The organism is Caldimicrobium sp. SLHALR3 (assembly GCF_058692735.1).
Genome location: NZ_CP182484.1, coordinates 1,458,268 through 1,472,033 on the forward strand (window position 1 = coordinate 1,458,268; position 13,766 = coordinate 1,472,033).

Below are 13,766 nucleotides of genomic sequence, written 5' to 3' on the forward strand. Positions count from 1 at the left end.
CCCTTAGAAGCGGGGAAGGTTTCAACTGGTGGGAAGGGTGGGGAAGAACATTCAGGGAAGGACCGGTCGCAATCCCCTTAGAAGCGGGGAAGGTTTCAACAAATTACTTTCTTGGAAGTCACAGCATTTACCTGTCGCAATCCCCTTAGAAGCGGGGAAGGTTTCAACCCTTTGTTTTGAAGGTAATGAAGAGGAAATAAATGAAAAAAAAGTCGCAATCCCCTTAGAAGCGGGGAAGGTTTCAACTTATAGGAATTTCCTTAGAAGATTTACTTTTAATTCTTTGTCGCAATCCCCTTAGAAGCGGGGAAGGTTTCAACTTGAAAAATTGGAATTTAAAGACATTGAAGGAGACATATTGTCGCAATCCCCTTAGAAGCGGGGAAGGTTTCAACTCTTCCTTTTCGTATGTGCGTCCAGTTCCCCCAATGTTTAGTCGCAATCCCCTTAGAAGCGGGGAAGGTTTCAACTGTTTATACTGGATTGTCAGAAATTTCAGAGATGTCGCAATCCCCTTAGAAGCGGGGAAGGTTTCAACTTAACAGGAACTTCTTCAAATTACAGTTTAGTGTTTTGTCGCAATCCCCTTAGAAGCGGGGAAGGTTTCAACGGGATATTGCTCAAAAAGAGGATTGGGATCAAATTGTGTCGCAATCCCCTTAGAAGCGGGGAAGGTTTCAACTCTTCCTTTTCGTATGTGCGTCCAGTTCCCCCAATGTTTAGTCGCAATCCCCTTAGAAGCGGGGAAGGTTTCAACTGTTTATACTGGATTGTCAGAAATTTCAGAGATGTCGCAATCCCCTTAGAAGCGGGGAAGGTTTCAACTTAACAGGAACTTCTTCAAATTACAGTTTAGTGTTTTGTCGCAATCCCCTTAGAAGCGGGGAAGGTTTCAACGGGATATTGCTCAAAAAGAGGATTGGGATCAAATTGTGTCGCAATCCCCTTAGAAGCGGGGAAGGTTTCAACAAATCTTTTAATTTTGAACCTAAAGACATTATTTATTGGTCGCAATCCCCTTAGAAGCGGGGAAGGTTTCAACTCATAAATTCTTTAAAGGGAGCTAAGCTTATAAGCGTCGCAATCCCCTTAGAAGCGGGGAAGGTTTCAACCCAACAAACTACACAGCAGGTAAAAGCCAAATTATTGGTCGCAATCCCCTTAGAAGCGGGGAAGGTTTCAACGGGTGAACTCCTCTTGGAGAGGGGAATTCTGCTCCCGTCGCAATCCCCTTAGAAGCGGGGAAGGTTTCAACTCGATACTCTTCTCAAAGAAAAATCACTATTCAACTCGTCGCAATCCCCTTAGAAGCGGGGAAGGTTTCAACATAAAATCAAATGGACTATAGAACTTATACCCATTTCAGTCGCAATCCCCTTAGAAGCGGGGAAGGTTTCAACGAGGGATCTGTGGAATACTGACATTTACCTTGTTGTCGCAATCCCCTTAGAAGCGGGGAAGGTTTCAACAAAAAAAAACAGTAGGAGGGAGGTGGAGCTATGATGTCGCAATCCCCTTAGAAGCGGGGAAGGTTTCAACATTTGAAAATGATTTTATAACGAGTGAACCAATCACTGTCGCAATCCCCTTAGAAGCGGGGAAGGTTTCAACTGACAGATGGGCAGGTATCTACTGCCCATCTGTCAAGTCGCAATCCCCTTAGAAGCGGGGAAGGTTTCAACTGATGGTGGGTTTTAGGTACGGAGGCAGTCATCAGCGGTCGCAATCCCCTTAGAAGCGGGGAAGGTTTCAACACGACGGGATTGTCGGAGGAAAAGAAGGGTGCGGGTCGCAATCCCCTTAGAAGCGGGGAAGGTTTCAACGAATATTTTGAGTTTGTTGAAAGACATCCGGTGATTAATGTCGCAATCCCCTTAGAAGCGGGGAAGGTTTCAACACTGATGAGGTACGAGGAAAAAACAAAAATAAGTGTCGCAATCCCCTTAGAAGCGGGGAAGGTTTCAACTAGAAGATGAAGAGTTGAGGAGGGCGATAATTTGTTGTCGCAATCCCCTTAGAAGCGGGGAAGGTTTCAACTCGGTATCCCAGAGGAAGCAAGAGAATTTATTTCTGAAATGGTCGCAATCCCCTTAGAAGCGGGGAAGGTTTCAACTAGAAGATGAAGAGTTGAGGAGGGCGATAATTTGTTGTCGCAATCCCCTTAGAAGCGGGGAAGGTTTCAACTCGGTATCCCAGAGGAAGCAAGAGAATTTATTTCTGAAATGGTCGCAATCCCCTTAGAAGCGGGGAAGGTTTCAACATCGGAGTTGTTAAGAAATACTTCCCTGCTTTCGGGTCGCAATCCCCTTAGAAGCGGGGAAGGTTTCAACAAAAAGTCTCCAAAATCAAATAACTTCAGAAGTTAAGTCGCAATCCCCTTAGAAGCGGGGAAGGTTTCAACAAAAAGTCTCCAAAATCAAATAACTTCAGAAGTTAAGTCGCAATCCCCTTAGAAGCGGGGAAGGTTTCAACCTGAATTGTCCGCCTGATAAGAAACAAGGAGGGAAAAAAGTCGCAATCCCCTTAGAAGCGGGGAAGGTTTCAACAACAATTTTGACCACCATCAGGACAGAAGTCTTCCCGTCGCAATCCCCTTAGAAGCGGGGAAGGTTTCAACTGAAACTCCTGAATCGGTTGTATTCCGGTTCAGGAGTTGAAAGTCGCAATCCCCTTAGAAGCGGGGAAGGTTTCAACTCTTGTCTAAGTTCAAACGGAAAATTCTAACAAAAGGGAGGGTCGCAATCCCCTTAGAAGCGGGGAAGGTTTCAACTCGGTGCGGTGGTGATTGGTGGGAAGAAGAAGTGTGTCGCAATCCCCTTAGAAGCGGGGAAGGTTTCAACTAGAAGAAGTTAAATTTAAGAATTATGCAGATGATATTTTGTCGCAATCCCCTTAGAAGCGGGGAAGGTTTCAACCAATTGGTTATTTATGGGGTAAGATTTAGGAATTTAGTCGCAATCCCCTTAGAAGCGGGGAAGGTTTCAACTCAAATTCAAGACTGCCTGGAATCCACCAGTTACCTGTCGCAATCCCCTTAGAAGCGGGGAAGGTTTCAACTGGACTTGCAAAGTGGCCATTTAACGAAGTAGAAACGATAAAGTCGCAATCCCCTTAGAAGCGGGGAAGGTTTCAACCAGTTTAAAAATGAACCGAATTGTTCTCACGGAAAGCCTTTTGGTCGCAATCCCCTTAGAAGCGGGGAAGGTTTCAACGTAACAAACCGTAACAAACCGTAATAGAACCGAAACAAGTCGCAATCCCCTTAGAAGCGGGGAAGGTTTCAACACAAAAGCGACCGGCCGGTCCGATTCCGGCGGTCGTTGTGTCGCAATCCCCTTAGAAGCGGGGAAGGTTTCAACGTGAAAAATTTTCTTCATTGGATAAACGACAATACATTTATGTCGCAATCCCCTTAGAAGCGGGGAAGGTTTCAACCTTACTCAAGGTCAGATGACATTGGGAACCTTCGTTATTTTGGTCGCAATCCCCTTAGAAGCGGGGAAGGTTTCAACGGAAAGAACTTGAAAATTGGGAAAAGCGAGTTATCCAAGTCGCAATCCCCTTAGAAGCGGGGAAGGTTTCAACTTATACCAAAGGGCATTTATGAAAATGGTTTTGTTTATGGTCGCAATCCCCTTAGAAGCGGGGAAGGTTTCAACTGGGAATTGGAAGAATATAAAGGCGATTGTATGGTGGCCTGTCGCAATCCCCTTAGAAGCGGGGAAGGTTTCAACAGAATAGAAAGCGCTCGTATCTAAAGGTATATCTTCAATCGTCGCAATCCCCTTAGAAGCGGGGAAGGTTTCAACCCTACTACCGTGCACCTCTCATAAATACTATTTTGTGAATTTTAGAACAAATACAACTTCAAAAATCTACCCCTTAAATCCCTCACTAAATCTAATGCGCAAAACCTCTGAAAGTCTAAATTTTTAACTAAACTTTTAACACAAAATCAATAACTTAAAACCATACCCCTTTAACTGGCTTTTTGCAACTTATTCTCAAATTCAACCGCTAATCTATACCCCCTAAAAATCCCATCAATCCTAACACAAAAAGCCAATTTTTCTAAAAAATTCTTTATTTCTTTACCTGAAAATAGATAGAATTTTTAAAAAATTACCCCCTCAAAAAAAGAATCTAAAACCCCGCCCCAGCTAAAACCCAATTTTCAAAGATCAGCTAAATGTTATTAAATTAATAACACATTTTTAAAATTGTGTCAAGTTTTTAAACTGTTTTATTTTTAAATAACACACTTTATTTTTTCCCATTCTCTTCCTATTTTCTTTATTTCTCCATCTGGTCTTACTCTAAATACCGCCACTCTATAACTTCCCTCCTCTTCAAGTAAATTAGACAAAATTTTTTCAAATTTCTCAATGCTTTCAAAAACACTCCATTGAGCATGAAGCCCTATCTTTTTAAGATTTTTCCTTACCTTCCCCCTAACCTTCTCAGTCTCATAATCATAAAGCACTATCCTTAAAGCCATAAAATTATCCCAGTTTTGTTATCAATTTTTATTTCTTTAATAAACCTCTTTTCTATGTCCTATTTTAAGAATATAAATCTCTTTCTTTTCCCAATTCACATTGAATAAAATTCTATAGTTCCCAACTTTTAACCTATATTCTGCTAAAGGATGCTCTTTTAAATATCTTTTAAATATTTAATATTAGTGATATTTGAAAAATTTTTTAATTCTTCTATTGCACTCTTAATTTTTAATCTGTCTTCTTTATTAATTTTTTTGATATCTTTTAACACACCTTTAGCGTATAAAATTTAAACATCTAAATCTTTCCATACTTCTTCGTGGGTTAAAACCTCTCCTCGTTCAATCTCATCTAATCTTTCTTCTAATTCTTTTTTAACTTTTTATATTTCTTCTGCTTTAATAGTATTTTACAAAAATAAATAATCTTTTGCTTATCTTCGCTATCCAATTTATTAAAAAAAATCAAGTTCTTTCATCACACATCACCCCCAAATCCCAAAGAATTTAATTTTAATTTACCCCTTTTTTCTAAATTCCTCAAGTTCAAGCAGAAACTCCTTCATGAGAGCTATATACTCTTCTTTTTTGGGATTAAGGGCTTCAAGCGCTATGGAGGCTCCTTTCTTCCCAAGGTAAATTCCTTTTTCTGTCTTTGTAAAGTCCCCTTTAGTTATTCTTCCCTCCTGAATAAGCTCTCCTGCAAGGCGGGTAAGCCAGGGTCTGATAATCTCCACAAGGTCAGAGGCAAAGGCAGGATGTTCTCCTCTCTTAGAATGTAAAAAGGAAATGTAAGGGTCAAAACCTTTTATAAGAATAGTTCCAAGGGTAAGGTTAAATCCAAGAGTATAAAGAAAACTCAAAAGGGCGTTTACTTCATCCTGAGGAGGATTATAGGTTCGCTCTGTAAAGGTAAAGGAAGACTCTTTAATCATCTGGGAAAAGGCTTCAAACATAGATCTTGATGCAGTTCCTTCAAGTCCAAGAAGAGCCTTATAGTCCCCTACCCTGCTCACTTTAAGCTTTTCCTCTTCAAGCTCAAGATCAAAGGCATATTCTATCTCAAGAAGTTTTCTTTTAACGAGATATTTGGCTATCTCAAGTCTTTTAGTGAAAAAGAGATAAGCTTGAGTAAGTCTCGCATTATAGCCGTAAGAGCCATCAGCAGGAATAACTAAAGCCTTGATACCTCCTCCCTGTGTAAGAAATATAAGGGGAATACGGTTTCTTGCAAGAAGAGAAAGAGCCTCAGAAGTGATCTTTGCCTTCCCATAAACTAAAACTCCATCAAGATTACTTAAGGGAAAGGGAAACTTTTCTTTTGGAGTTTCAACTAAAAGACGATCTGCTTTACGGCTTAGAGAGACATAATCACTAAAAATAATTAGCGTTTGTTTCACAGAAAAACCTTAAATAACGAAAATTTTCCAGGGTTCAAGAGGATAACCTTTAAAAATCTCAGGCTCATCTACAGGATAGAAAAAGACTCTATCAGTTTTATGGTCAACAAGCTTTGAGATTTCCTCATAAAGAAAGTTAAGCTTTTCCCGAGAAAGGTCTTTGAGAAAAAAGGCACTGTAAAGAATACGGTAGCCAAATTTTTGTAAAATCCGAGAAACCTTATTTCTTACTTTATGATTCTTTATGTCGTAAACTACAAGGTAATCCATAAATCGTGCTTATTAACTCCTAAATTATATAGTTTGTAATAAGGAAGTTTTAAGTAAACTTTAGCCCTTTTCCAAAGAAGAAAAGACACAAAAGTATAAAAGATATGAAGGGGGTCTTCAAGTTTTAAGTTATATAAAAGATCATTGGTAGATTCGTAACAAATAAAAGGAAAGGCAACAGGAAAGAAAAAGTCGTCAAGAAAATCGTATCCGTAAAGGGTATCTACTATTTTAGGAATTGAACTGGGTAAACCAATTTTTGAGAAAAATAAAAAGGTAAGAATAGACACTGCAATGCTGTAATAAGAATAATAAGCTTCAATAAGGGCTGATGCCTCCCTTAAAAGTTTATCAAAAGATAAATATTCTGGATAAGACCTTTCGTAAAGTTTGTAAGACCGATAATTGAGAGAAGAATAAATAACTTTTGTATATTCTCTGCGAAACTCCGAATAATTAAAGAAAAACTTATAAAGTTTCTCTTCAAATTGAGGAGATAAAGTTTTAAAATTTTCATATTTTCTTTTAAAATTTTCCTTTTTGAGAACAAAAATTTTCAATCTTTTGTAATTAAAACCATCATCAGGGGGATTTTCTTTAAAGCAAAGAAGCCCTATAGTATCAAGAGTTAGATTTAAAGGTTGTCCATAATATATGGCAAACTTTTTAGTCATAAAAATTAATTTTCCAGTAAAATTTCTATAATTTTCTTTCTTTTTTCTTTATCTGAAGTGTATCTTAAGTAAATTTCATCATTAATCTTTTTTACTTCAACACAATTTCTTTCAAAACCACAATGGGCAAGAAAATTTCTATTATCAATATCTTTATCCTGACCTTCACCAGAGATATATTCCCTTAATAAGGTAAAAGTATCTTTGAACTTTGATACTATATTTTCTTTTTTGAAATTATTCTTTATTTCGCTAGATAAATAAGGTCTATGTGTAAAGAGCCCAAAATAATAGTAAAGAGAATCTTCATCTGAGGCAAAAAGATTTTCCAATTCACTAACAGCAATTTCATCTTTAGGTGAGATATTTTTAAATGAAAGAAGGATTGAAATACCACGATAAAGAGCAAGCATAAGAAGTATATTTCTTAATTTGTCAACTTCAGAAATAATTAAGTTAAGATAATTTTTACAAATTTGTTCGTTGAAAAGCTGCACAAGAGTATTAATAAAGCTCTTTATTTCATCTGGATTGTGATAAGCATCAAGATATAACATAAGAGGAGTATTATTTTTAAGAGCTGAGTAAAAGAAATAAGCTTTGCTAAGCATTTCATTAAGTTTTTGCTTAAATTTTCTATCTCCACTGGCATAAAGGTTAGCAATATTTTTAGAAAGTTGAGAAAAAGCTCTGGGGTACTCAAGAGAAGTTTTTTCAGGTTCAAGGGGAGCTGAAAAGAAAGCCTTGACCTTAAAGGGATAATTTGGGTAAATTTTAAAAACCTGTTCTGGTGAAATTCTTCCCAAAATAGGGTCTGAAGAGACTATGTAAGCATCAACAGGTGAGTTACGAAGAAAATTCTGAAGATTATTAAAGACAAGGAAGAATCTTCCTGCTTCAAGAAGGGCAGTTACATAGATATTCTGTCCAGTTGATATGTCAAGATAAAGCTCATTAAAAGGCTCATTTAAGTATTGATTAACTAAAATTAAAAAGAGTTCAAAAACGAGGGAAGAAAACTCTGTATCAAAGGTAATATGGTCGTATGTTCCTACACTATGAATAACTGAAAAGGAATCAAAATACTTACGATGGGGATGTAAGGCATAATACTCTGCTGGATTGGTAAAAAATCTATTTCTTTCATTAGAATCTGAAAAAAGGGCTTCAAGTTTTTCTGCAAGTTCTTGATATTCAGCTTTATTCTTCAGGTCGCTTATAGCAATTTTATTTAAGTAAAGACTTACAGGAAAAAGAAGGTGGACCTTGGCAATCTTTCCTTTTTCTTGCAGATGGTCTTTTAAGGCAAAGGAACTTAAGGGATAGGCATACCGTTTTCCTTCAATTTCAAAATTAACATTTTCCTCAAGATTCCTATCAAAGCGACCTATTTGTAAAATTAGGGCTTTCTCCATGGCTTAGCACCTCCTCTGGTGAATCCATGGCTTTAAAAGAGACCATGCCAAGCCCCATAGTGGTTTTTCTTCCAACTCCTGCGAATTCAGAAAAAGCTGAAAGAGCACAGAGCCACCTCAACTCCTCTTCTGAAGCCCCTTCACAAGAATAAAGAACTTCTCCTCTGAAAGTCAAAATCTTATTTCCAAAGGAAAAAAGAATCTTAGATTGACGAATTTTATGATAAACTACTTTAATACCATTTTCTAAAACGTTTTTTAAGTTTACATTTATTCCATAAGGAGAAAAATATTTCCACTTTTGTATAAGGCTTTTAAAAATAGTGTATGCTTCAGGTTCAGCTAAATCTTTACCAGTTTTCTTAAGAACCGTTGGAGTAATAAATTTAAAGTATAAATAGGGTTTACAATTTACTTGAAGAAAATCATCATAATTGCAATATTGATCTCTTAGAATAACTGAGCCAGGTAAAAGCACAAGTTCAGCTATAAAAGGACCAAGGTAATAGGATTTTGAATTTTCAAAAAGACCTAACAAAAAAGGAGAAAAAAGTTCCTCTTTAAGAAAGGAAATAGTTAGATTAAAGTTGTAAGTTTTTTCTGAGTTTGAATTTTCTTTTTTTAGGAATTTGGTTTTGTTAAAGATTTGAGGAGCCCAGATTGCAAAGGGTTGATATTGAGTTTTTTGGTGAAGCTCCTCAGCAAGTTTTTCTGGTAACAAACTAAAGAAGAAGCCATGAAGCACATCAGGAGTAATTAGAAAATCAGTTTTATCTTTATACTTTGGATTAGGTTTCAGCCTAAAGCGTAGCGTAAATTTAATGGGCATTTATATACAATCAACCACTAATATGAAAAATTCCATAACCTAAGGAAGTTTTGGCACCAATTCCATGTTCTTTTAAAGCTTCTGTGAGTAGTTTTAAGGTAGATTCAACTAATTTTTCTTCTTTTGAAGCTAAAACAAATAAAAAATTAGTTTTTTCTACCGTTAAAAATTTAATAGGATTTGGATTCTGCCAGTCAGCAGGTGGTTTTCCTTTTCCATAGTAATCTGGATAGTGAGGGTTCATTATGTCAATCTTTAAATTTATATTTTCAACTGGAAAGGCATCCATAAAAATAACTTCCCCTTGTTTTTTTTGTGTTCCGAAGATTTCAATCAATTGCCTAAAATTAATTCCGTAAACTTCTAAGTTTATTTCCTTCCCACTTTCAAGGGCATTCGCAATTTCTTTAACGACTTCAAGGAAATCTTTACCCTCACTTTTTGCTTTTTCCTCAGAAAATTTTAAAATCGCCCAATGCCTCGTAACCCCCTTTATTGCACTTCCTGGAATATAAGGAATACCATAAATGTGATGAAGAGTCATTGATGTTTCCTGAGGATGTGAAGCACCAAGACCAATAATAAGGCGCCAGTTGCAGATGGCTTCAATTCTCTCAACTTTAAAACCTGCAAGCTCCAAACTTTGCATCAATTTTTCTTTTCTGGATTTTAAATTCTTTAACAACTCTTTATTCCATTTGAATTGTTTAACATTTTCATTTATTCGAATTTTGTTTGGAAGTCCATTTTTATCCTCTGAAATAAAAGGCATATTGAACAAAAAATAAAAGTTCCAGTTTCCCGGAACTATAATTTGCTTAAGCGAAGCTAAAATATCCTGTGTATCTTTTGGATAATATTTATTCTTGTCTGGTAGTCTTACACTCATTCAGCACCTCCTTCGCCCTCAATCATACCCTCTGCAAATCTTTTAAGCCATCTTAAAAATGCCAGAATTTCTTCCGTCACATAACGATACTCAGATGAGGGAAGAGATATAACCCATTCCACAAGTTCTGTTGCTGTCTCTGGTATATTAATTCTTGTAGTTGAATCACTTTTTAGATAATCTGTTAATTGCTTGTAAATTAAATCATAAGCATTACCCTTATCTTTTTTTGAATAGATAAAAGCGAGTGTTTGTCCTAATCCATTTGTTAGTATCATCTGTGGAATTTTGCGAGTATATGAGCGATATTCTTTTCTCTTTTTATCATCTAATTTACCCAAAGCCTCTTTTACACAATTGTATGCAAACTCAGCTCTTCCCTTTTCAAGCTTTGTTATTAAAGTTTCCATTTCAGCCATGATTAACCTCCCTGTTTATTTTCCAGGATAGATTTTTACTCTCATAAATCCTTTTCCGATTGTCTGATTTCCACCTATCTGAATAACCTCAGGCAAACCTTTCTCAAAAAACTCTGCAACAAGCCTTGCCTCCTCCTCGGGCTTATCTGCTTTAAAAATTCCCTTCTGGTCGTCGTTTTCAACCCTTGGTTGAGTAAACATAACGACTGAATACATAATCGTATCCTGAGGTAGATACTCCTCAGTCCATAGAGCACCACTTTGCACAGTTCCGGTAACATCATCAATTTTTATTCTCGTTACAACTTCCGTTGAAGTTTTAACAAATTGAGTAAAATCATCATCAGATAAAATAACTAAGTCCTTTTTAAGTTTTTCAACCCAGTATCTGTATGAATCCTCATTAGGAAAAATATTTTCCGCAAGAAATTCAGCAATTTTGGTTGTGGAATTATCTTTTTTAACTTCAAAGGTGAACTCTTCAAGGACAATTTTATCAGATTCATCAGAGACGAATAACGAAGATTTCTCAGGTACAGTATTTTTAAGATCGGAAAAGTCTATATTTTTTATTTTATCAACATTAAATTCAGCTATTTCCAAATCCCTCTTAAATCTTTCAAGAACCATTGGACAGGTTATCCAGGCAAAAACACTTTTTAATGACTTGATTGGAAAAAGTAAAATCCTTGCATCAGTTATAGTCATAGCTCCAGCGTGAGCCTCTTCGTCTTCCGGACCAAAAGTAATAAATATGGCTTCATCAAATTTAATAAGTTCATTTCCATCTTTATCAGTTTTGTTTTTTTCTATCTCCTTACCACTTTTATCTTTAACCTTTATTTTCCAAGGCTCGGAAATTTCTGGAAATTTTTCTATAAGTTTCTTTACTTTATCACTATTGATTAATTTAACCTTCTTATTCTCAATCACTCTATATCCCTCAAAAGCCTCCCTTATACACCCTTTTAGCCCTGAACTCTCAATCTTTGGAAATTCAGTATATCTTTCCCTCTGAATTGGCAAATCTACAATTCCGACTTCACTTCCACTTCCTGGATGGACAGGAGTTTCTGCAATCAAAAAAAGTATTCTTTTTTCTTTAAACATAACTTACCTCCTCCTTTTTTATTCTAAATTTTTCAAATTTGTATTGTTGATATTTTTCTTCTGAATAAGGGTTTTCCCTTAAAAATCTTTCATATTTATCATGATCATTAAATATCTCATAAACATAGATGACTTCAGTATTGTTCTCTTTTGCTTTTTTATAGAACACTCTTTTTTTATTGTCTCCATCGTCATAAACATAATGACCATTTTTGATTTCTGTCTTACTTTCTCTTATATTTTTGTTAGAAAATTTTTTATGAAATAGTTCTTTTATTTCAATATCATTTTCCAATATCTTTTTGCAATTCTCCGTAGTGTAAAAAACGAAAAACATCTCTTTATATCTTTCATAAAAGATTTTTCCTATAGGATTTAGTTCTAACAGCTTGTCTTTTTCATCATCCCAAATTAGAAAACTAAAATTAGAGTAAAAATCTGATGATTTTAATCTTTCATACTCAGGACTTCCAACCACTCCTTTATTTAATATTTCAAGTTCCCTCTCATAATTCTGTAATTCTTTAACATTTAATAAATTTTTAGAAAATGGAATATTAGGCACTTTAATTAAGGCATCTGTTTCTTCAAAAATATAATAAATTGGACACATATTTAACTGCGCCATAATTGTAAGATATGGAATGGTGGCTTTATATCCTCCTGTTATATTGATTACAATATTATCCCAATTCTCTTGAGCTATAGAATAAACCTCACTTATTAGATTTGACATACCTTTATTAAACTCTTTTCTATCCCATATTTGAAGACCATCAATAATTTTCAATTTCACTTCATCTTGAGCTTTAATCTTCAAAATTTCAATATCTGGAATAATCTCTTTGATAATCTCACCAGCAAGCCTGCTTAATATAGTGTCTGAACAGAGAAGGTAAATCTCCAGGTCATCGTCTAATTCTTCTTTTAACTTTACAAGACTTTTAATTTCTGCAGAGACATTATTTTTGTCCCTCTGTTTCTCTATCCAATTTTGAATTAAATTTCTTATTTTTTCAATTCTACTTTTTTCATTATCCCAATCTTTGTTTCTTTTTGATTTTAATGTTTCGTAAAAATGTTTAATAGAATCATTATTTTCTTTTTCAAAATAATTTTCAAATAAAGAAGTCCCAACCATTGTTATTATTTTTTTCATCTTACCACCCCCACCAAGCTTAATCCAAATCCTTCTTCAGGGTTTATGTCAGAAATGTTCTTTAAATGAAATACATCCTTTATTTTTTTAGAATCAGCACCGTTAAGAACTTTAAAGTAATAAACACTGCCTGCCGGGATAGCTTTGTACATAAGTTTTGGTTTGTTATTAGCCATGTCCCAACCACCAACTCTTAAATACTTTCCAATTGCACATGCGACAAGTTTTAACTTAATTCCATCTTTTTCCCCTTCTAAATTATTTTCGTCAATCCAGCTTGGTAACCACCCTTTATTAAAAACAGCTGGGGTTGCAAGATAAATTTTAAACATATTATCTATCAACTCAAATCCTACATCTTCTATTTCTCTTACTGGATTTTTATCTAATACTTCATAAGAAACTGTTTTCCCTTCTCCTCCAAATTGGAAAACACCCCGCTTGGGAATACTGTTTAATCCTTGAATTTTTATAAGAAAACCTACATCTTTTTTTAGTCGTAGCATTGGTATTCTGTAAAGATGTCCTTCCCTTGAAGTAAATTTTTTTCTGTCTCTCGCAATTCCGATTTTTAATTCTTTTTCAAAAATTTCTTTATCCTTAGTAATAAATATCCCATCATATTTTCCTTCAAGATATTCCTTTAAATTTATCTGATCCAGCCATCCATCTGGCTCATCTGCTTGCTCAACGCCTTTGAAAACCAAAATTTTATCATAAGGAAATTCATCCGAATAAAAAAACTCTGGTTTGTTAATCAAATCAAGGGGAATTAATTGGTTTTCTTTCTCTCCATTTTTCAATTTTACGAGGTCAAAGGGAGGCTTAAAATAAATAAGACTGTTGTTTTCATTGTAAATGAAAGGTCCTATAACTTTCAACCTCCCCTTTTTTGATGTAGTTCCAATCTCATCTTTAAATTTCTCTTCTTTAAACTCTTTTAGACTTCCTTTTTCAAAAATAAAAAATGTTCTTATAGCTCCGTAAATCGTAGAGGGATAAGGTGGAAACACAAAATCAGCCCATGTGTCATCACCCATAGAAAAAGGTCTTCCTGTTCTAAAAAACAAAGTATCATTAGGCTTGATTTTTATCCACAT

The 13,766-nt window shown here is 35.4% G+C and carries 12 protein-coding genes and 1 CRISPR repeat array (1 of these 13 running past the window's edge); all 12 genes read right to left on the bottom strand.

Annotated elements, in window-relative coordinates; translation table 11 throughout:
- A CRISPR array of direct repeats spans positions 1-3,809; the repeat unit is 35 nt; unit sequence GTCGCAATCCCCTTAGAAGCGGGGAAGGTTTCAAC (it extends 2,709 nt beyond the left edge of the window).
- Between the two features lie 440 nt (positions 3,810-4,249).
- Positions 4,250-4,498 (bottom strand): CRISPR-associated endonuclease Cas2, encoded by a 249-nt coding sequence (gene cas2 / locus ACLGLP_RS07725; RefSeq protein ID WP_492112704.1) that lies wholly within the window; start codon positions 4,496-4,498, stop codon positions 4,250-4,252.
- Between the two features lie 36 nt (positions 4,499-4,534).
- The gene (locus ACLGLP_RS07730) at positions 4,535-4,675 is read right to left on the bottom strand and encodes a type II toxin-antitoxin system RelE family toxin (RefSeq protein WP_492113742.1); all 141 of its coding nucleotides are present in this window, start codon (positions 4,673-4,675) and stop codon (positions 4,535-4,537) included.
- A 344-nt stretch (positions 4,676-5,019) separates the two neighbouring features.
- Positions 5,020-5,901, bottom strand: coding sequence for a CRISPR-associated endonuclease Cas1 (gene cas1, locus ACLGLP_RS07735; RefSeq protein ID WP_492112705.1), 882 nt, complete (start codon positions 5,899-5,901; stop codon positions 5,020-5,022).
- 9 nt (positions 5,902-5,910) lie between these two features.
- Positions 5,911-6,171, bottom strand: a complete 261-nt coding sequence (gene cas2, locus ACLGLP_RS07740) for a CRISPR-associated endonuclease Cas2 (RefSeq protein WP_492112706.1) — start codon at positions 6,169-6,171, stop codon at positions 5,911-5,913.
- The gene (locus tag ACLGLP_RS07745) at positions 6,156-6,845 is read right to left on the bottom strand and encodes a hypothetical protein (RefSeq protein WP_492112707.1); all 690 of its coding nucleotides are present in this window, start codon (positions 6,843-6,845) and stop codon (positions 6,156-6,158) included. The genes cas2 (ACLGLP_RS07740) and ACLGLP_RS07745 overlap by 16 nt, the downstream gene beginning before the upstream one ends.
- A 5-nt stretch (positions 6,846-6,850) precedes the next feature.
- Positions 6,851-8,260 (bottom strand): CRISPR-associated CARF protein Csx1, encoded by a 1,410-nt coding sequence (gene csx1 / locus ACLGLP_RS07750; protein WP_492112708.1) that lies wholly within the window; start codon positions 8,258-8,260, stop codon positions 6,851-6,853.
- Positions 8,223-9,089: a CRISPR system precrRNA processing endoribonuclease RAMP protein Cas6 gene (cas6, locus tag ACLGLP_RS07755; RefSeq protein ID WP_492112709.1), complete on the bottom strand. Its 867-nt coding sequence runs from the start codon at positions 9,087-9,089 to the stop codon at positions 8,223-8,225. Before cas6 ends, csx1 begins: the two co-directional genes overlap by 38 nt.
- A 10-nt stretch (positions 9,090-9,099) precedes the next feature.
- Complete coding sequence (gene cmr6, locus ACLGLP_RS07760) at positions 9,100-9,978, bottom strand: type III-B CRISPR module RAMP protein Cmr6 (protein ID WP_492112710.1); 879 nt, start codon at positions 9,976-9,978, stop codon at positions 9,100-9,102.
- A complete protein-coding gene (gene cmr5 / locus ACLGLP_RS07765; RefSeq protein ID WP_492112711.1) occupies positions 9,975-10,397 on the bottom strand; it encodes a type III-B CRISPR module-associated protein Cmr5 in 423 nt (140 codons plus the stop codon). Before cmr5 ends, cmr6 begins: the two co-directional genes overlap by 4 nt.
- 15 nt (positions 10,398-10,412) lie before the next feature.
- Entirely contained in the window at positions 10,413-11,507 is a 1,095-nt protein-coding gene (cmr4, locus tag ACLGLP_RS07770) for a type III-B CRISPR module RAMP protein Cmr4 (RefSeq protein ID WP_492112712.1), read from the bottom strand.
- Positions 11,500-12,666 (bottom strand): putative CRISPR-associated protein, encoded by a 1,167-nt coding sequence (locus tag ACLGLP_RS07775; protein WP_492112713.1) that lies wholly within the window; start codon positions 12,664-12,666, stop codon positions 11,500-11,502. Before ACLGLP_RS07775 ends, cmr4 begins: the two co-directional genes overlap by 8 nt.
- Positions 12,663-13,766: a type III-B CRISPR module-associated protein Cmr3 gene (gene cmr3 / locus ACLGLP_RS07780; protein ID WP_492112714.1), complete on the bottom strand. Its 1,104-nt coding sequence runs from the start codon at positions 13,764-13,766 to the stop codon at positions 12,663-12,665. The genes ACLGLP_RS07775 and cmr3 overlap by 4 nt, the downstream gene beginning before the upstream one ends.